Source organism: Variovorax sp. 10N432 (assembly GCF_056394465.1).
Window position 1 is genome coordinate 86,628 of record NZ_JBFTHX010000006.1, and the last position, 17,451, is coordinate 104,078.

At 68.6% G+C, this 17,451-nt stretch carries 19 protein-coding genes; 10 read left to right on the forward strand and 9 right to left on the reverse strand.

What is annotated here, in order from left to right:
• Positions 1 to 24 precede the first annotated feature (24 nt).
• On the forward strand, positions 25 to 1,140 hold the full coding sequence (locus AC1DF3_RS09465; RefSeq protein WP_478139470.1) for an adenylate/guanylate cyclase domain-containing protein: 1,116 nt from the start codon (positions 25 to 27) through the stop codon (positions 1,138 to 1,140).
• Here the strand turns inward: AC1DF3_RS09465 and AC1DF3_RS09470 are convergent.
• Positions 1,137 to 2,747: a phospholipase D-like domain-containing protein gene (locus AC1DF3_RS09470; protein ID WP_478139471.1), complete on the reverse strand. Its 1,611-nt coding sequence runs from the start codon at positions 2,745 to 2,747 to the stop codon at positions 1,137 to 1,139. The two genes, AC1DF3_RS09465 and AC1DF3_RS09470, sit on opposite strands and share 4 nt — an antisense overlap.
• A gap of 119 nt (positions 2,748 to 2,866) precedes the next feature.
• Between AC1DF3_RS09470 and AC1DF3_RS09475 the strand changes: the two genes are divergently transcribed.
• From AC1DF3_RS09475 to arsC, 4 genes are all read left to right on the forward strand, one after another.
• On the forward strand, positions 2,867 to 3,511 hold the full coding sequence (locus AC1DF3_RS09475; RefSeq protein ID WP_286531001.1) for a Crp/Fnr family transcriptional regulator: 645 nt from the start codon (positions 2,867 to 2,869) through the stop codon (positions 3,509 to 3,511).
• Between the two features lie 64 nt (positions 3,512 to 3,575).
• A complete protein-coding gene (locus tag AC1DF3_RS09480; protein ID WP_478139472.1) occupies positions 3,576 to 4,076 on the forward strand; it encodes an arsenate-mycothiol transferase ArsC in 501 nt (166 codons plus the stop codon).
• A 125-nt stretch (positions 4,077 to 4,201) separates the two neighbouring features.
• Positions 4,202 to 4,516, forward strand: a complete 315-nt coding sequence (locus tag AC1DF3_RS09485) for a hypothetical protein (protein WP_286531003.1) — start codon at positions 4,202 to 4,204, stop codon at positions 4,514 to 4,516.
• 86 nt (positions 4,517 to 4,602) lie between these two features.
• Positions 4,603 to 4,962, forward strand: a complete 360-nt coding sequence (gene arsC, locus AC1DF3_RS09490; RefSeq protein WP_478139473.1) for an arsenate reductase (glutaredoxin) — start codon at positions 4,603 to 4,605, stop codon at positions 4,960 to 4,962.
• On the opposite strand, the gene AC1DF3_RS09495 is transcribed toward arsC, so the two are convergent.
• Positions 4,877 to 5,932, reverse strand: coding sequence for a DMT family transporter (locus tag AC1DF3_RS09495; RefSeq protein WP_478139474.1), 1,056 nt, complete (start codon positions 5,930 to 5,932; stop codon positions 4,877 to 4,879). The two genes, arsC and AC1DF3_RS09495, sit on opposite strands and share 86 nt — an antisense overlap.
• Before the next feature lie 224 nt (positions 5,933 to 6,156).
• On the opposite strand from AC1DF3_RS09495, the gene AC1DF3_RS09500 reads away from it, so the two are divergent.
• Positions 6,157 to 6,798 (forward strand): response regulator, encoded by a 642-nt coding sequence (locus AC1DF3_RS09500; RefSeq protein ID WP_478139475.1) that lies wholly within the window; start codon positions 6,157 to 6,159, stop codon positions 6,796 to 6,798.
• 110 nt (positions 6,799 to 6,908) lie between these two features.
• Positions 6,909 to 7,238, forward strand: coding sequence for a hypothetical protein (locus tag AC1DF3_RS09505; RefSeq protein ID WP_286531006.1), 330 nt, complete (start codon positions 6,909 to 6,911; stop codon positions 7,236 to 7,238).
• On the opposite strand, the gene AC1DF3_RS09510 is transcribed toward AC1DF3_RS09505, so the two are convergent.
• From AC1DF3_RS09510 to AC1DF3_RS09525, 4 genes are all read right to left on the reverse strand, one after another.
• The gene (locus tag AC1DF3_RS09510; protein ID WP_286531007.1) at positions 7,208 to 7,891 is read right to left on the reverse strand and encodes a response regulator; all 684 of its coding nucleotides are present in this window, start codon (positions 7,889 to 7,891) and stop codon (positions 7,208 to 7,210) included. The two genes, AC1DF3_RS09505 and AC1DF3_RS09510, sit on opposite strands and share 31 nt — an antisense overlap.
• Before the next feature lie 70 nt (positions 7,892 to 7,961).
• A complete protein-coding gene (locus tag AC1DF3_RS09515) occupies positions 7,962 to 9,134 on the reverse strand; it encodes an L-rhamnonate dehydratase (RefSeq protein WP_478139476.1) in 1,173 nt (390 codons plus the stop codon).
• A gap of 22 nt (positions 9,135 to 9,156) precedes the next feature.
• Positions 9,157 to 10,203, reverse strand: a complete 1,047-nt coding sequence (locus AC1DF3_RS09520; protein ID WP_478139477.1) for a 4-hydroxythreonine-4-phosphate dehydrogenase PdxA — start codon at positions 10,201 to 10,203, stop codon at positions 9,157 to 9,159.
• A gap of 2 nt (positions 10,204 to 10,205) precedes the next feature.
• Positions 10,206 to 11,171, reverse strand: a complete 966-nt coding sequence (locus tag AC1DF3_RS09525; RefSeq protein WP_478139478.1) for a Bug family tripartite tricarboxylate transporter substrate binding protein — start codon at positions 11,169 to 11,171, stop codon at positions 10,206 to 10,208.
• A gap of 108 nt (positions 11,172 to 11,279) precedes the next feature.
• Between AC1DF3_RS09525 and AC1DF3_RS09530 the strand changes: the two genes are divergently transcribed.
• Together AC1DF3_RS09530 and AC1DF3_RS09535 are read left to right on the forward strand one after the other, a co-directional pair.
• Positions 11,280 to 12,245, forward strand: a complete 966-nt coding sequence (locus tag AC1DF3_RS09530) for a LysR family transcriptional regulator (RefSeq protein WP_478139479.1) — start codon at positions 11,280 to 11,282, stop codon at positions 12,243 to 12,245.
• Between the two features lie 87 nt (positions 12,246 to 12,332).
• Positions 12,333 to 13,355: a class I fructose-bisphosphate aldolase gene (locus AC1DF3_RS09535; protein ID WP_286531011.1), complete on the forward strand. Its 1,023-nt coding sequence runs from the start codon at positions 12,333 to 12,335 to the stop codon at positions 13,353 to 13,355.
• A gap of 30 nt (positions 13,356 to 13,385) precedes the next feature.
• Here the strand turns inward: AC1DF3_RS09535 and AC1DF3_RS09540 are convergent, their stop codons facing one another.
• A complete protein-coding gene (locus AC1DF3_RS09540) occupies positions 13,386 to 14,057 on the reverse strand; it encodes an alpha/beta hydrolase family protein (RefSeq protein WP_478139480.1) in 672 nt (223 codons plus the stop codon).
• A 156-nt stretch (positions 14,058 to 14,213) separates the two neighbouring features.
• Here AC1DF3_RS09540 and AC1DF3_RS09545 point away from each other — a divergent pair, with 156 nt between their 5' ends.
• Complete coding sequence (locus AC1DF3_RS09545; RefSeq protein ID WP_478139481.1) at positions 14,214 to 14,963, forward strand: metallophosphoesterase family protein; 750 nt, start codon at positions 14,214 to 14,216, stop codon at positions 14,961 to 14,963.
• A gap of 23 nt (positions 14,964 to 14,986) precedes the next feature.
• On the opposite strand, the gene AC1DF3_RS09550 is transcribed toward AC1DF3_RS09545, so the two are convergent.
• Together AC1DF3_RS09550 and AC1DF3_RS09555 are read right to left on the reverse strand one after the other, a co-directional pair.
• The gene (locus tag AC1DF3_RS09550) at positions 14,987 to 15,469 is read right to left on the reverse strand and encodes a cyclic nucleotide-binding domain-containing protein (RefSeq protein ID WP_286531017.1); all 483 of its coding nucleotides are present in this window, start codon (positions 15,467 to 15,469) and stop codon (positions 14,987 to 14,989) included.
• A 54-nt stretch (positions 15,470 to 15,523) separates the two neighbouring features.
• The gene (locus AC1DF3_RS09555; RefSeq protein WP_478139482.1) at positions 15,524 to 17,446 is read right to left on the reverse strand and encodes an AsmA family protein; all 1,923 of its coding nucleotides are present in this window, start codon (positions 17,444 to 17,446) and stop codon (positions 15,524 to 15,526) included.
• Between the last annotated feature and the right edge of the window lie 5 nt (positions 17,447 to 17,451).

Here is a 17,451-nt window from a genome sequence, read left to right on the forward strand (position 1 = left end):
GTTTTTGCTCAGGGAGAACCGACGGTGAGAACCCCCCCACGCATCCTCATCGTCGACGACAACGCGACCAACGTCAAGATTCTGCAGGCACGCCTCGGCAGCGAGGGCTACGAGGTGGTCTCGGCCGCCGACGGCGAAGAGGGCCTCGCCGCCGCCCGGACCCTGGCACCCGACCTGATCCTGCTCGACCTGATGATGCCCAAGATCGATGGCATCGAGGTCTGCAAGCGGCTGCGTGCCGATCCCGCATTTCCGTTCACGCCGATCATCATCGTCACCGCCATGGCCGACCTGAAGGACGTGGTGGCGGGGCTCGAGGCCGGCGGCGACGAATACCTCACCAAGCCGGTGGACCACGCCGCCCTCGCGGCGCGGGTGCGCTCGATGCTGCGCATCAAGGCCCTGCACGACGAAGTCGAGGCTCTGGTGGCGCAGATGAAGGGCTGGAACGCCACGCTCGAGCAGCGGGTGGCGACCCAGGTCGCCGAGCTCGAACGGGTGGGCCGGCTGCGGCGTTTCTTTTCGCCGCAGCTGGCCGAGGCGATCGTCAGCGGCGGCGCCGAGGACCCGCTGCAGAGCCATCGGCGCGAGATCACGGTGGTGTTCCTCGACCTGCGCGGCTTCACCGCCTTCGCCGAGATCGCGGAGCCGGAGGAGGTCATGGGCGTGCTGCGCCAGTACCACGGCGCGGCCGGCGAACTGATCCTCGCCCACGAGGGCACGCTCGAGCACTTCACGGGCGACGGCATGATGATCTTCTTCAACGACCCGGTTCCGGTTGCCGACGCAGCCGAGCGCGCGGTCCGGATGTCGCTGGCGATCCGCGAGCGCATCGGATCGCTGGCCGACGCGTGGCTGCGGCGCGGTTATTCGCTCGGCCTGGGCATCGGCATCGCCCAGGGCTTCGCGACACTGGGCGCGATCGGCTTCGAAGGGCGTTGGGACTACGGCGCGATCGGCACCGTGACCAACCTCGCCGCGCGGCTGTGCGGCGAAGCGGCGAGCCACCAGATCCTGATCTCTCGCAAGGTCCATGCGCAGCTCGAGCCGATGCTCGAGGTCGACCCGGTGCCGGCGCTGAACCTGAAGGGCTTCCAGCGTCCGGTCGACGCCTTCAGCGTGCGCGGCATCAAGTGCTAGAGAAACTCCTCGTCGACCAGCTTCGAGAGCAGCGACAGGCGCAGGCGGTTGCCCCATGTCAGGCTCGGCTCGGCCTGGTGCACGATCTCCTGCGCGCCGCCTTGCGACACCCATTGCAGCCGATTCCCGGCGCCCAGGCTGCGCACCTGGTAACTCTGGGCCTGACGGTCGCGCTGCAACAGGCTCGCGACCTGGCCGGCCAGCTCGGCGCTGTCGACGACCAGGCCCATCTCGGTGTTGGAATGGGCCGAGCGGCGGTCCATGTTCATGGAGCCGATCGAGAGCCATCGCCCATCGACCACGGCGAGCTTGGCGTGCAGGCGGCCCAGCGAGCCCCGGGGGCCGTCGGCAGCCTCGTGCGCATCGCCGTCGTCGGGCATCAGTTCGTAGAGCGCGACGCCCATGTCGAGCAGCGCGGTGCGATAGCGGGCATAGCCGAAATGCGCCAGCGGCTCGTCGGTGGTCGCCAGCGAGTTGGTGATGAGCGAGACCCTGACCTGCTCGCCGGTGGCGCGTTGCAGCACGTCCAGGGTGCGGCGGCCGGGCACGAAGTAGGGCGACGCGATCAGGACGTCGGAGTGCGCCGCCTGCAACAGCGCGAGCTGGCCTTCCATGACCGGGCCGTCGGCCTGTGCGGCGGTGTCCTCGTCGATCTTTCGGGGGGAGTCGGCCAGCACGCGCACGGCGGCCGGGTGCAGCGCGACGTGGCCGGCGGCCAGCTGGTCGCCGACGCTGCTCTGGTCCAGCGGGTCGCGCGCCGTGACCGGCCGCCCGGTCGCGCCGGCCGCGCGCACGTGGTCGTCGAAATCGCGGCGGGCGGCCTCCTGCGTGGCGGTCGGCGACGCCAGCGCTTCGATCGGATAGGCGTGCCGGCTGTTCCAGTAGGCATCGAACACCGCCGCCAGCTCGCGCACCACCGGGCCCGCCGACAGAACGTCCATGTCGATGAAGTTGACCGGCCCGCTGCGGCCGAAGTAGTCGTCGCCGATGTTGCGCCCGCCGCTGATCGCGAAGCTGCTGTCGGCGATGAACAGCTTGTTGTGCATGCGCCGATTGATGCGCGAGAACTCGTGGGCGGAGAACAGCACTCGCCCGCCGACGCTGCCTTCGCGCACCGGCAACGGATTGAACAGGCGCAGCTCGACGTTCGGCCGCGCCGCGAAGCCCGCCAGCAGGGCGTCCTGGCCGGCCGCCTGCAGGTCGTCGACCAGCACCCGGACCCGCACGCCGCGGCCCGCGGCCTCGCACAGCGCGGCCAGGAATTCGCGCCCGGAGGCGTCGTCGGCAATCTGGTAGTACTGGACATCGATCGACCGCTCGGCGGCGTGGGCCAGCGCCATGCGGGCCTCGAAGGCCTGGTCTCCGACCGGCAGCAGGCGCAGGCCGGAGCGCCGGTCGGCGTCGGCCGGCACGGCCTCGGCGGCCAGCGCCGCCAGCCGGGTGTGGTCGACATCGGAGCGCGCCATCGACACCGGGCGCTCGACCTCGGCGGGCAGACTGGCGCAGGCCGTCAGCACCGCGCACCACCCCAGCAGAGACAGCACCAGGGCGGCGACGCCCATGGCACGCACCCGGCGCAGCGAAAGATGCTTGATCGAGGCGGTCATGGAGGCTTAATCTAGGGAAGGGCGCCCGTTCCGGCGAGTGCGCAGTGCGCCGCGCCGGTGTGACAAAAGTCACACCCAGGCGGGGCCCCGGCCGGAAGCCATGGCCATGGAGGTGGGTGATGGGTTCACTGGACCAGGACGCCGGCGAACGGCTGCCGGAGCCCCTGCTCGACGCCATCGCGCCGTACGGCGTCGTCCGTTCCTTTCCGGCCCAGGCGATCCTGATCAACGAAGGCGACGCCACCGATTCGCTCTACATCGTGCTGAGCGGGCGGGTGAAGGTCTATGCCAGCTCGGAGGATGGCCGCGAGCTGGTGCTGAGCGAATACGGGCCCGGCGGCTACTTCGGCGAGCTGTCGCTGGACGGCGAGCGTCGCTCGGCCTCCATCAAGGCGATCGAGGCCTGCACCTGCCGGGTCGTCCAGGGCGCCGAGCTGCGCCGGTTCCTCGAGAGCCACGCCGACTTCGCGATGCACCTCAACCGCAAGCTGATCCGCATGGTGCGGCGCCTGACCGAGCAGTTGAGCAGCATCGCGCTGCAGGACGTCTACGGTCGCGTGGTGCGGCTCCTGAACGAGCTGTCGGAGCCGGTCGGCGAGGAGCGCGTGCTGCGCCACAAGCTGACCCAGCAGGACATCGCCGACCGCATCGGCTGCTCGCGCGAGATGGTCAACCGGGTGATGAAGGAACTGACGGCCGGCGGCTATGTCGCGCAGCGCGACGGCCGGATCGCGATCCTGCGCAAGCTGCCGGTGGCGTGGTGAGGGGGCGCGCGAGCAGGTCCATGCAAGGCGGCATGGTCCCGCATCTGGTTGTATTCTCTGTCACATGCAGAAACGGATAGGGGTGGTTTTCGTCTCGCGAAGAAACACGCTGAGAAGCATCCTGGCCGAGGGCTGCCTCCGTCACCTGGACCGGGAGCGACGCTTCGCGGCCTATTCCTGCGGCCAGCCCGGGCAGGTCGGCCGCACGGTCCATCCGGCCGCTGCCACTGCGCTCGCCATTGCCGCGATCGCCGTCCCGCCGACGCCGCCGCGCAGCTGGGACGATCTGGTCCGCCTGAGCTCGCTCAGGGCGGATTTCGTGATCTCGCTGGACCCCGCGGTGGAAGAGCTGGAGCCGCGCTGGCCTGGCCAGCCCGCCATGGCCGAATGGGCCTACCCCGATCTCGCCGCGACCGGCGCGGAGGCCGGGGACATGTCCCATTCGGCGACCTTGATGCTCTTGTCGCTCCGGCGTCGCCTCGAACTGCTGGTCAGCCTGCCGATGGCGGGCACCGACAAGTCGGCCCTGAACGCCGATGTCAGGGACCTGGCGCACTTGCGCTGACGCCCAACCCGCGGAGTCTACCGATGGCAACCGCTTTTCCGCCATCGCCCGGGTGGCCTACCTCTCCCGTGGGATACGTCCTGCAAGCGCGAGGTAATCGATAGGAGTACAAAGCGGCGAGCCCCATGGCTTCGATGAAGGAGGATCCGATGTTTGGTTTCTTTCAGGCCGGTCGAAACGGTCATCTGCGGCGTGTGATGACCTTGCTCGAAGAAGCGCACATGGCGCGTATCGAGCACCAGGCCGCGGCCGAGCATCATGGGGCGCTGGCGCGCATGTACGCCGAGCGTGCGAAACGGCTCGAGCGCGAAGTCTATGGCACGGGTTCGGCGTCCGCTTCGGCAGAAGGCGGGGCCGCCCACAAGTCGGCCGACGACAAGCAGGTCGTCTACGCGCTTGACGCCAGCCGCCGCCTGGACGGTCAGTCGAAGTCTTCGTAAGGACTGCGGCCGCCGACCGAATGCGGCCGGCGACACAATGGCGTCTTTGGTGTTCCGTTCCGGAACGCCACGGACCCGCCATCGACATGAGCCAGATCACCATCTATCACAATCCCGCCTGCGGCACGTCGAGAAACGTGCTGGCGCTGATCCGCGACGCGGGCCAGGAGCCTACCGTCGTCGAATACCTGAAGCACCCGCCCGACCGGGCGACGCTCAGGCAACTCGTCGCCGCCACGGGCGGCTCCGCGCGCGCGCTGCTGCGCCAGAAGGGCACGCCCTACGAGGAACTCGGCCTGGGCGATGCGAAATGGTCGGACGAAGACTTGATCGGCTTCATGCTGGCGCATCCGATCCTGATCAATCGGCCGATCGTGGTGACGCCGCTGGGCACGCGCCTGTGCCGCCCCGCCGAAGCAGTGCGCGAGATCCTGCCGCGCGCGTAGGCGGCTGCCGATGGGCGCTGGACCCGCTCGGCGGGGCCGGCCCGGCCTGGGTCACCCGCCAGATGCCGAAGCACACCAGCACCAGGGCGAGGCCGTTGCGCCACTCCAGGATGCTCTCGCCGAGAAAGACCGCCGACAGCAGCGCGCCGAACACCGGCACCATGAAGTTGAAGGCGGTGACGAGGCTCACCCGGTTGTACTTGAGCAGCAGGCTCCAGATCGAGATCGCGAGCGACGACAGCAGCGCCAGGTACGCCAGCAGGGCCGATGACGCCAGCGTGAAGCCCGTCAACCCGCCGCCCATCGCATAGCCGGCCGCCAGCAGCGCCGCACCGCCGATCGCCAACTGCCAGCCGGTCATGACGATTGGATCGATGCCCTGCGAGATGCGCTTGCCATAGATGCTGGCGGCCGCCAGCACAAAGGCCGCGATCACCACGAAGCCCTCGCCGAGCAGCGTGAAATCGAGGTCGAGCAGGCCGCCGAGACCGTGGCCCAGGTTGACGACCATCACGCCCGCGAAGCCCACCGCGCAGCCCATGGCCTTGCCGTAGCTGAGGCGGTCGTTGCGATACAGGAAGTGCGCCATCAGCACGCTGAAGAAGGTGCCCGTGGCGTTCATGATCGAACCCTTCACTCCGGTGGTGTGGGCCAGGCCGATATAGAAGAAGACGTATTGCAGCGTGGTCTGGGCCAGCCCCAGCAACGCGATCTGCCCCCACGCCCGCGCACCGAGTCCGCGGACCGGCTTGCCGCTGAGCGCGGCATAGGCCACCAGGGACAGGCCGGCGATCGCGAACCGCCAGCCAGCGAACACCAGCTTGGATGCGATGTCGGACGGGGCGATGCCGAACAGCGCGTAGCCGTTCTTGATCGCGGGGAATGAACTGCCCCACAGCAGGCAGCAGAACAAGGCGAGCAGGAAGACGACCTTGCGGTCGGCGAGGAACGGGTGGCTGGGGGACGGCAAGGCGGGGCTCCGGAGGCGGCATGACGAGGCGTCGATCTGCCCCAAAGCGGTGCATTCTATTCGTACGGCAACGGTTCTGCTTCGGGCCCCGGAGTCGACTCGCGTGAATGCAATCGGAGAATTGGGGTCCTATATTGATCCGAGTACTATTGCTTTATCACCTGGTGTCAGTCATTGAACCAGAATTGTTGGCTCGGATCAGGCCTTGGCTTGGGAAATGAATCATGACAATCCGTTTGATCATTGCTGATGACCATCCTCTTATCCGAATCGGCCTGAGGATGCTTCTGAAAGATAAATCGGAAATTTCTTTAATTGCGGAAGCCAATTCTTCAATTGCATTGTTGAATGCGCTGCACCATCAATCGGCCGATCTCCTGATCACCGATTTTTCGATGCCCGATGGCGAGACGCCCGATGGCCTTGGCTTGATCCAGCGACTGCGCCGCGACCATCGGGACTTGCCGATCATCGTGCTCACGATGATCTCCAACGCGGGCGTGCATGCCAGCATCCTGCGCAGCGGCGTTCGAGGCCTTGTCGACAAGTCGTCCGATATCGGCGAAGTCGTTTTTGCCATCGATGCCGTCACTGGGGGACGGGACTATGTCAGTCCGTCGTTCCGAAAGGGCCTGTTCGAAATGACGAACCCATTCCGCGACGGCATGGCGGCCCGCCTGTCGCCGCGCGAGACCGAGGTGCTGCGACTGTTTGCCTCCGGGCTGAGTGTGTCGTCGATTTCCAAGCGGCTGTCGCGCAGCGTCAAGACGGTGAGCAGCCAGAAATCGGTCGCGATGATGAAATTGGGCCTGAAGAGCGATTACGAAATTTTCTTCTACGCGCGCGAGCACGGCATGGAGGGTTGACTGGATTTTTAAGAATAATCCGATGGGTTTCTACGGCTTCAGCTTTTAGATTTCATCTCGTGCGTATGGGGCAGTCAACCTCTGCCAACGCGTGAGAAAAAAGATTTAAAGTGAACTCCGAACATTTCGATGTCGAATACCTGGAGGCCGTCAAGGCTCCCGCCCCGGACGCCTGCGGGGACGAGAACCTGTTGTACAACTATCCCGGACCGGGCTTTCTTCGCCTGCGCTGGGCCGAGTGGTGCGGCCTGGCGCGCGACTGCAAGGGGAACTGGCTCGAGTTGCCCGACGCATCGGCGCAACGGGCGGCGCACAAGGTCAGGGTCGCGATCGTCAAGGGCGGCTCCATGGCGCCGGTTTTCGTCGTCGATGCGCTGCGCGTGGACCCGCCCGCCCTGACGGGACCGGTTCACGAGGTCAGGCCGTGCTCGCTGGCGTAGACGAAGATTTCGAGGTCGTTCTTGAGGCCGAGCTTGATCATCGCGTCGTTCTTCTGCCGGCTCACGGTCTTGACGCTGCGCGACAGGCGCGCCGCGATCTCCGACACCGTGAGCCCGGACGCAAACAGGCGCAGCACTTCGACTTCGCGCGGTGAAAGCCGCGCGGATTCGCCGGCGTCGCGGTCGAACCGGCTTTGCCGCAGGCCCTCCCTGAAGGTCTCGCTGACGTAGCTGCGGCCTTGTGCGACCGCCTGGATGGCCAGAGCGATCTCGGCCATGCCCGCGCCTTTGTCGATCAGGCCGCGCGCACCGGCTTCGAGGATCGTGCCATGCACGCCGACATTGGCGAGCATGGTCAGCACGATGATGGGCAAGGCCGGGTGGTCGCGGCGCACCCTCTGGATCAGCCCGAGGCCATCCGCCGCCTGTCCGCCGGGCATCGAGAAATCAGTGATCAGCAGATCCGCGGGAGTTTCGCGCAAGACCGACAGGAGACGGTCCGCCGAGTCGGCCTCGGCCACCACGGCGAGGCCCGGGTCGTTGCCGAGCAGTAGTCGGACGCCCGCCCGGATCAACGGATGGTCGTCGGCGAGGATCACGCGCAGGGTCATGGCGGCATGGGCGTCGTCCAGAGGCTGTGACGATACCGTCAATGCGCGGATCGTTGAAGTTTTTTCTGGTCCTTCTCAGCGAACCGTCCTAGAAATGGTTCGGATTGTCGGACTACTCGATGATCCGGAACTGGTCGAGGTAGTCGGTCTTCAGGGTCAGGCCGAGGCCGGGCTTGTCGTCGTCGAGTTGCAGGAAGCCGTTGTCGGCCACCGGTTCGCCGTCGAAGATGTAGTAGAACAACTCGTTGCCGACTTCGACATCGTGCATGGGGAAGTACTCGCTCATCGGCGATGCCAGCGTGCTCATCGTCAGGTGGTAGTTGTGCATCTGGCCGGCATGCGGGATGACGGGCACCGACCACGCCTCGCACAGTGCGTTGATCTTGTGCGCCGCCGTGATGCCGCCGACGCGGTTGGTGTCGTACTGCACCACGCTCACCGCCTTGCGCTCCAGCAGCTGCTTGAATCCGTAGAGGCTGAACTCGTGCTCGCCGCCCGAGATCGGGATCGCCGTGAGCGCATTCAGTTCGGCGTAGCCGTCGATGTCGTCGGCGATCACCGGCTCCTCGACCCAGCGCGGCTGGAACTTCTCGAGCTTGGGAATCATGCGTTTCGCGTACTCGACATTCCAGCCCATGTAGCACTCGAGCATCAGGTCGTTCTCATAGCCGATGACTTCGCGGATGGCCTCGACCGCCTTCAGGTTCTCGGCCACGCCCCGGGTGCCGTGGGCCGGCCCGAAGCCGAAGCGCGACTTGAACATGGTGAAGCCCTGGTCCATGAACTTCTGCGCCTCGCGCTGCATCTCGTCGAGGTCGGTGCGGTAGAGCTTGGAGTAGTAGCACGGGATCTTTTCCTTCGTGCGGCCGCCCAGCAGCTTGAACACCGGCTTGCCGACCGACTTGCCGAGGATGTCCCAGATCGCCAGGTCGACCGCCGAGATCGCCGCCATGGTCACTCCCTTGCGGCCCCAGGCATGGGTGGCGCGGTACATGCGCTGCCACAGGTACTCGTAGTCCCATGGGTCTTGCCCGACCACCAGCGGCGCCAGGTACTGGTCGATGATGGCCTTGGCAATGGCGGGGGCCAGCGCCACGTTGCCGAGGCCGACGATGCCGTCGTCGGTCTCGATCTCGACCACGGTCCACGCATGGAAGCGGAAGGTGCTCATGGTCTCGGCCGGCGAATAGAGCAGGTCCATCGCGTTGGAGCAGAAGTTGCCTTGCGGCGGCACGGTCTTGCCTTGCCACTGGAAGACGCGGGCGCGGACGGATTTGATCTTCATGGTGTCTCCGGGTTGAAAGGGATCAGGCGGTCTCGCGGTTGGCGAGCCGGTGCGCGCTTCCCATGCGGCTCGCGATGCGAAATGCCTGCCAGGTGGCTTCGACGCTGGCCTTGCCCTGGCCGGCGATGTCGTAGGCGGTGCCGTGGGCCGGCGTGGTGATCGGGATCGGCAGCCCGCCCTGCACCGTCACGCCGCGGCTGAAGCCGAGCAGCTTGATCGCGATCTGGCCCTGGTCGTGGTACATGGTCACGATCGCCTGGTAGTCGCCGGCCTGCGCCTTCAGGAAGATGGTGTCGGCGGGGAAGGGACCGTCGAACGGGGCCTCGCTGGGCCAGTCGCGCGCCTGCAATGCCTTGACCGCGGGCGCGATGATGTCGAGTTCTTCGCGGCCGCAGACGCCGCCGTCGCCGCCGTGGGGATTGAAGGCTGCGATCGCGACCCGCGGCCGCTCGATGCCGCTGGCCCGCAGCGCGCGGTAGATGAGCTCGGCCGCCTGCTCGATGCGTTCGGCCGTGATGTACTGCGCGACGTCCTTCATCGGCACGTGCGAGGAGATCCGCGAGGTCCAGAGGTCGCCCAGGGTATTGAACTCGCAGAAGTAGCCGGTGACGCCGAGGTAGGCGGCGAAGTGGTGCAGCTCGTCCTCGTGCTGCATGCCGCCGATCCTCATCGCCTGCTTGTTGAGCGGCGCGAAGCAGATCGCGTCGACCTCGCCGGCCAAGGTCGCGTCCATGCAGCGGTCGAGCACCTGGAGCACCGAGCGGCCGCCCGCCGCCTCGGCGCGGCCGCGGTGAACCTGCGACGGGTCGATGCTGTCGATCGCGAGGAAGGCCGGGCGCCCGGTGTCGCTGCGTTCGCGCACGGCGGCGAAGGAAGGCACGGCGTCGGTCTCGACCGGCAGGCCGGCGATGCGCTGGCCGTCCTCCCACAGCCAGCGGTCGCCGACCAGCACGATGTTGGCGAGCGCGGTGGCCTCGGGCCGGGCGAGCAGGCGGGCGATCAGCTCGGCGCCGATGCCGGCGGGGTCGCCGAGGGTGAGTGCGACGACGGGAAGGGGTGAGGGTTGCATGGTCAATCCAGCCGGATGCTGTTCTTCTTGACGATGTCGCCGAAGCGCTTGTATTCGGCCGCGTGGAAGGCCGCGAACTGGGCCTGGGTCATGGGCGTGACCTCGGCGCCGATGGCGTCGAGGCGGGCCTGGGTCTCGGGCATCGCGAGCACCTGATTGACCGCGTCGTGGACCTTGTCCTGCACCGCCTTCGGCGTCGAGGCCGGCATGTAGATGCCGTACCAGGCGCTCATCTCCACGCCGGGCACCCCGGCCTCGGCCAGCGTCGGGACGTTCGGCAGCTGCGGATTGCGCCTGGCCGCGGTGACCGCCAGCGGCCGGATCTTGTTGTTGCGGATCTGCCCGATCACCGATGGCAGGGTGTCGAAGCTCAGCTGCACCTGGCCGCCGATGAGGTCGATCAGGGCCGGTCCGCTGCCTTTGTAGGGCACATGCGTGATGTCGATCCGGGTTGCGTCCTTGAACATCTCGGCCGCGATGTGCTGCGTGCTGCCGGCGCCGCTGGTCGCGAAGTTGAGCTTGCCCGGCTCCTTCCTGGCGAGCTGCACCAGCGCCGACACCGAGTCGACCGGCAGTGTGTTGCTGACGACCAGCACGTTGGGCACCGCACCGACGAAGGCCACCGGGACCAGGTCGCGGTTGTTGTCGTAGCCGAGCTTGATGAGGTGCGGCGCGATCGCATGGGCGGTGACGACCCCCATCACCATGGTGTGGCCGTCGGTGGCCTTGGCGGTGGCGTCGGCGGCCAGGGTGTTGGAAACGCCCGGCCGGTTCTCGACCACCATCGGCTGCTTCAGCAGCGGGCCCAGGCGGTCGGCCACGGCGCGCGCCATGGCGTCGGTGCCGCCGCCGGGCGCCGAGCCGACCAGGATGCGCAGCGGGCGGGTCGGCCAGTCCTGGGCCTGGGCCAGGCCGGCCGTGCAGGCGAGTGCGAGCGCAGCCGTCACCGCGGCGATTTGTCGCTTCATGTGCTTGTCTCCAGTGGATGTGTCGAACCGAAGCCTGGATGTTAGGAACGCGATTGATTCCCGTAAACTGAAAGCTCGTCATCAAGCAATAACCAGGGGTGATCAATCGTGGGTTCGATCGATCGGCAGCAGAGCACGCCGCAGCTGCTCAACCGTCTGCGCATGCGGCAGATCGCCCTGATCCTCGCGATCGACGAGAAGCGCACCTTGCGGGCCGCCGCCCTGCAGCTCGGCATGACGCAGCCGGCCGCCACCAAGATGCTGCATGAACTCGAAGACGCCCTGGGCCAGCCCTTGTTCGAGCGCGTCGGCCGCGGCCTGCAGCTGAACGATGCCGGGGCCCGCGTGACCGGCTACTTCCGCGGCATTCGCGGCAGCATGGAGGCGCTGAACCGCGAGCTGGGCGAACTGCGCCTGGGCAGCGCCGGCAAGTTCTCGGTCGGCAGCATCATGGCGGCCTCGCCGGGGCGGCTGTCCGAGGCGCTGCTCGGGCTCAAGGCGCTGTTTCCGCTGCTGGCCATCGAGATCGCGGTCGACACCAGCGACCGGCTGCTGGCCCAGTTGCGCGAAGGCGTGCTCGAGGTCGTGATCGGCCGTCGGGTCGGCCCGCCGCAGTTCGAGTACAGCTTCACGCCGATCGAGGACGAGGGCCTTGCGGTGGTGGTCGGCAACGATCACCCGCTGGCGCGCCGGCGGCGGGTCGAGTTCGAGGCGCTGCTGGCCTATTCGTGGGTCCTGCAGCCCACCGGCAGTCCGATGCGCGATGTCATCGAGCACGAGTTCCGCGACCATGATGCGGCGCTGCCGCCGGGCCTGGTCGAGACCGGGTCCATCCTGACCGCCATCAACCTGATCCGGCGCTCCAAGCTGGTGGCGGTGATCCCCGAAGCGGTCGCGCAGCGCGATGCGGCGCACGGCGTGCTGCGCATCCTGCCCTACCGCATCCGCCAGAAGCTTCCCGCCTACGGGAGTCTGGTGCGCAAGGACTGGCCCCTGAGCCGGCCTGCCGAGCAGTTCCTGGAACTGCTTCATCGGTCGCCTGGAACGCGAGCACCTGCCGATTCGAGAGCCTGAACAGATCGGATGCTCATTGCCGCCAACGGGGCTTGCGCCGCCGTGGCTCGAAGCAGCAGACTTCGGTGTTCCAGCAAAGGATTCACCATGACGCAGTCCCATGATCTCCAAGTCACCGTGGAGGCCCTCGTTCAACAGGGGAAGGGCATCCTGGCCGCCGACGAGAGCGGTCCCACCATCGCCAAACGGTTCACGGCGATCGGCGTCGAATCGACGCCCGAGAACCGCCGGGCTTACCGCAGCCTGCTCCTGGCTGCACCCGGGCTGGGCGAGTTCGTCAGCGGCGTCATCTTGTACGAGGAGACGCTGGGGCAGTGCGCCGACGACGGCGAGCCGTTGCCGGCGCTGGCCGCGCGCCAGGGCATCGTGCCGGGCATCAAGGTCGATACCGGCAAGGGCCCGCTGGCGCTCGCACCGGGCGACGAGATCACCCACGGCCTGGACGGGCTCGCCGCGCGCCTCGAAGCCAGCGTGAAGCTGGGCGCGCGCTTCGCGAAGTGGCGCGCCGTCTACAACGTCTCCGACAGCTTGCCGAGCCGGGCGGCTGTCGAAGCCAACGCAGAGTCGCTCGCACGCTACGCAGCGATCTGCCAGACCCAGGGCGTGGTGCCGATCGTCGAGCCGGAGGTGCTGATCGACGGCGACCACAGCCAGGCGCGCTGTGCAGCGGTCACGCAGGAGGTTCTGCTCGCGGTGTTTGGCGCCTTGCACCGCCATCGCGTGGTGCTCGAGCACATGCTGCTCAAACCCAGCATGGTGGTGCCGGGCAAGGCCCATGCGCAGCGGGCGGGACCGGGGGATGTGGCCGAGGAGACGCTGCGCGTGCTGCGGCGCACGGTGCCCGCGGCCGTGCCGGGCATCGTCTTCCTGTCGGGAGGACAGTCGCCGGCCGAAGCGACAGCCAACCTCGATGCGCTCAATCGACAGGGGCCGCAACCGTGGCGATTGAGCTTCTCCTATGGGCGGGCGCTTCAGGATCCGGTGCTGCAGGCGTGGCGAGGGCAACCCGCCCAGGTTCACGCCGCACAGGAAGCGTTGCTCAAGCGAGCCCGATTGAACGCACTGGCAAGCCAGGGACGCTACGGCGCCGAAATGGAAGACGGGTCCTGAGGCGCGAGGCCGTCGTCCGGCCCTCGCGGCTCAGCGCAGCATCCAGGCGGCCGCGCCGTCGAGGACTTCGGCCATCACTTCGGCGTCGCTGCGGCCCGAGCGGACCAGCACGTGAAAGGAATGATCGGCCTCGGCGATGCGCAACAGCGTCGCGGTGGGACCGAGCTCGGCCACCAGCTTCTCGATCCGGTCGAACTCCGCCAGCTTGTCGCGCGTGCCCTGGACGAACAGCATCGGCACCCGGACATCGAACAGATGACGCGCGCGCTCGTTCGACGGTGCGCCGGCCGGATGCAGCGGAAAGCCCAGGAACACCAGGCCGGCGACGCCCGGCAGCGGCGCCAGCGACTGCGCCTGCGAGGTCATGCGGCCGCCGAAGGACTTGCCGCCGGCGAACAGCGGCAGCGAGGGAAACCGGCCCGCGGCATGCGCCACGGCGGCGCGCACCGCGGCCTGGGCGATCGCCGGCGGATCGGTGCGCTTCGAGCCGCGCTCCATGTAGGGGAACTGGTAGCGCAGCGTCGCGATGCCGCGCTGTACAAGGCCGTCGGCGACCTCGGCCATGAAGGCATGCGCCATGCCGGCGCCGGCCCCGTGGGCGAGCACGTAGCAGGCGCGCGGCGCCGGCGGTGACTGCAGCAGGGCGGAGACAGTCTGCCCGTCATCGAGGGTGAGGGTGGCGGGCTGGGCGTCGGTCGTCATGGGTGGGTCTCCGGAAGTCTGCGCCGGCTCGAGTTTTGCACGAGGACGTCAATACGCAATATGGCGGTGCGCGGCTCGGCCGTTTGCATCGGCTTGCGCGCCTGGCCGGGCCGGCCCGGACGCGACAATGCGAGCTCCGTCGCTGCAGTCCCCGTCGTGCGCATTCTCCTTGTCTCCGACCTCCACTACGCGTTGCCCCAGCTCGACTGGGTGGTGCGCTCGGCCCCTTCCTACGATCTCGTGGTGCTCGCCGGCGATCACCTCGACGTCAGCTCGCCGGTGTCGCTCGATGCCCAGTCGGTCGTGCTGCTGCGCTACTTTTCGCTGATGCGTCCGGCCACCTCGCTGGTGGTGGCTTCGGGCAACCACGACCTGACGGGACCGGACCAGCACGGCGAACGGGCGGCGCTGTGGCTGGCGGAGTGTCGCCGCGCCGGTGTCTCGACCGACGGCGAATCGCTGGCCATCGGCGACACCCTGATCACCATCTGTCCCTGGTGGGATGGCCCGGCCGGGCGCGCGGCGCTCGAACTGCAGCTGGCCGCGGATGCCGCGAGACGCCCCGCGCGCTGGGTCTGGATCTACCACTGGCCGCCGCTGGGCTCGCCGACCTGCTGGACCGGCAAGCGTGAATATGGCGACGCCGACCTGGCGGCCTGGATCGCGAAGTACCAGCCCGAGCTGGTGTTCTGCGGCCATGTGCACGAGCCGCCGTTCAAGCCGGCGGGCGCCTGGGCCGACCGCATCGGTGCCACCTGGGTGTTCAATGCCGGCAAGCAGATCGGCCCGGTGCCGGCCCACATCGTGATCGACCTGGCGGCCGGTACGGCTTCGTGGCACTCGATGATGGGCGAGGAAGCGCTGGCGCTGGAGGCCGAAAGCGCTCCCTTGCGTTCGGTGTTCTGAGCCTCGAACGGCGTCGCCGGGCGTCAGTAGTCGGGGTTGGGTTCGCGCGCCGAGCCGGGTCGCGCCGGCGGCCCCTGGCGGTGCGCCAGGTGGCCGAGCACCTCGGAGACCATGGCCAGGCCCGGCGAGTCGCCGTACTGGTGCTTGAGGTCGACCAGGTAGGTGGTGACGAGATTGAGGCGCTCGGCCAGGCCGGCGGCGATCACCCGGGTGATCGCCGGGTCGCTCATCAGGAATGCCAGGCCGTCGGCCGCGAAGCGAACGATGCTGGGGGCGCTCGCCACGACCGTGGCGCTGTAGGGCGAATCGAGCAGCAGGGAGATCTCGCCGATCGCCGCCCCGGGACGGCTGACCGAATTGATCGCGATGCCATCCTTGCTGACCATCAACGTGCCCGAGACCAGGATCCAGAGGCCGTCGCCCGCGTCGCCTTCGCGCACCACCGTGTCGCCGGCCGCGAGCCTGATTTCAGGCAGACCCGCCGAGCGCTGTAGGAGTTCGTCCATGCGCCGATGTTAGGCCAACGGCCGCTGGGCGACGAGCCCCGGGGCGCCGTCGTCCTACCGGGCGGGTGCGGCATTTGTCCAGGGCAGCAACCGGTGCCGTGGCTGCGGCGCCTTGGTCGCCGGGCTGCCGGCCGCGGCGGCCGTTTTTTTGCCCTCGGCCTGGCTGCAGCTCGAGGGCGCGCCGCTCAAGGGGCGCAGCATCGGCGCCAGCAGCGTGAGCCCCCCGGTCGCCGCCGCCGCGCCGACGTTGGCCGCCTGGCGCACGGCGCCCCGCGGGTTGATGCTGAGGACGGGCGCGTCGAGCGGGCCCTGCAGCACCAGCAAGTCGACCAGGCTGCCCGGATTCAGGTCGAGGCCGCGCTTGACCTGCGGATGGAACGCCAGCGAGAGGGTGCGCCGGGCCAGATTGATCTCGCCGCTGGCCGAGATGGCCATCTGCCGCGTCTCCACCGCGATCGAGCGGTCGATGGCCGCCACCCCGTTGCGCAGCGGAAGCCGGACCACGGCGCACTCGATGACCAGGTTGTCGCGCGACTGGCCGGTCGGGATCAGGGCGTCGATCAGGCGGGCCAGGATGTCGCGGCCCGTCGAGGCGGTCCGGCCCACCAGCCCGACATCGCGCGCGGTCAGCAGCGCTTCGCCGGTCGACGTTTCGGCCAGCGCCCAGGCCGTGCGGCCGCTCATCGCCAGCTTGGCGTCGAGGTTGGCGCGCCCGCCCTTGAAGAGCCGGGCGCCGGCGCGCCCGGCCTCCAGCGATTCGATCGCCATCGACCTGGCGCTCAGCTGCAGGTCGATCCGCGGCGCCGCACCTGGCGGCAGCCCGATCCGGAGCTGGCCGCGGGCCTGGCCGCCCGCAATTGCGAAGCTGAACGGCTCGACCTGCAGGCGCCCGGGTTCGAAGGCGACCCGGGCCTGGATCGCCGACAGTGGCGGCAGCCCTGCGACCGTCCACGTCGGCGCCGCGAGCTCGGCCTCGAGCCGGACGGGCGAGCTTGCTGCGGCCTTCAGACTGGCGCTGCCGCTCAGGCGCTGGCCGGCCAGCGACAGCTGCATCGCGTCGGCGCGCCATTGCCCCGGCGTGTGCGTGAGCGTGGTCTTCCACTCGAGGGGGAGCGGGACGGCGGCCGCCGCGGCGCCCAAGGGCGCCAGCGCCTTGGCGGCGCTGACCTGGAGCGACAGCTTCGCGTCCAGCGCCCCGGCGTGCTTGCCGGTCCCCATGCTGCCCTGCAGCGACGCCGAGATGCCCTCGCCCGTGGCTTGCAGGTCGAGTGGCCACTCGGGAGCACCGGCCAGCAGGGCATCCAGCGGGCCGGTGTGGCCTTCGATGGCCCAGCGCTGGGCGCCCAGCGCCAGGCCCGCGGTCAGCTGGCTGCGCCCGTCGCCCGCCGACTCGGCGACCAGCGATTCGATGTGCAGTTCTTGCGCCGCGCCTTCGCGCCCCTGGCGATAGCTGATGCGGGCATCGGTCGCGGCCAGCCGGTCCAGGGAGATCGGCGGCACCGCCTTGCCAGCGCCAGCGCCACCGCCGGCACCGCCGGCCGGTGCGGCCAGGCGCCAGTTGTACTGGCCGCTGCCATCGGATTCGAACCGCAGTTCGCCGCCCTCGATGTCGACGCTGCGGATGCGCACGATGCCCGACAGCAGGTCGCGCAGATCGATCTCGAAGCCGATGTGGCGGGCCCGCAGCATGTCGGGCTCCGTGCCCCATTCGGCATTGGCAAGTGCCACCTGGGTGGCATCGATCGTGAGCCGGGGCAGCAGGTGGAGCGTGAGTTCGCCGTCGATGCGAAAGGCGCGTCCGGTCGCGGCCGTCACACTTTCCGCGAGCATCGCCGCCAGCCGCTCTGGCGGATAGGCCCGCCGCAGGGCGACCCAGGCGGCGGCCAGCAGCAGACCGAGCACGCACAGCGCGATCAGCACCCGGCGCGCGATGCGCCGTGCCCGGCCTGGGCTGTCGGGGGTGGGGCTGTTCTCCATCCGCG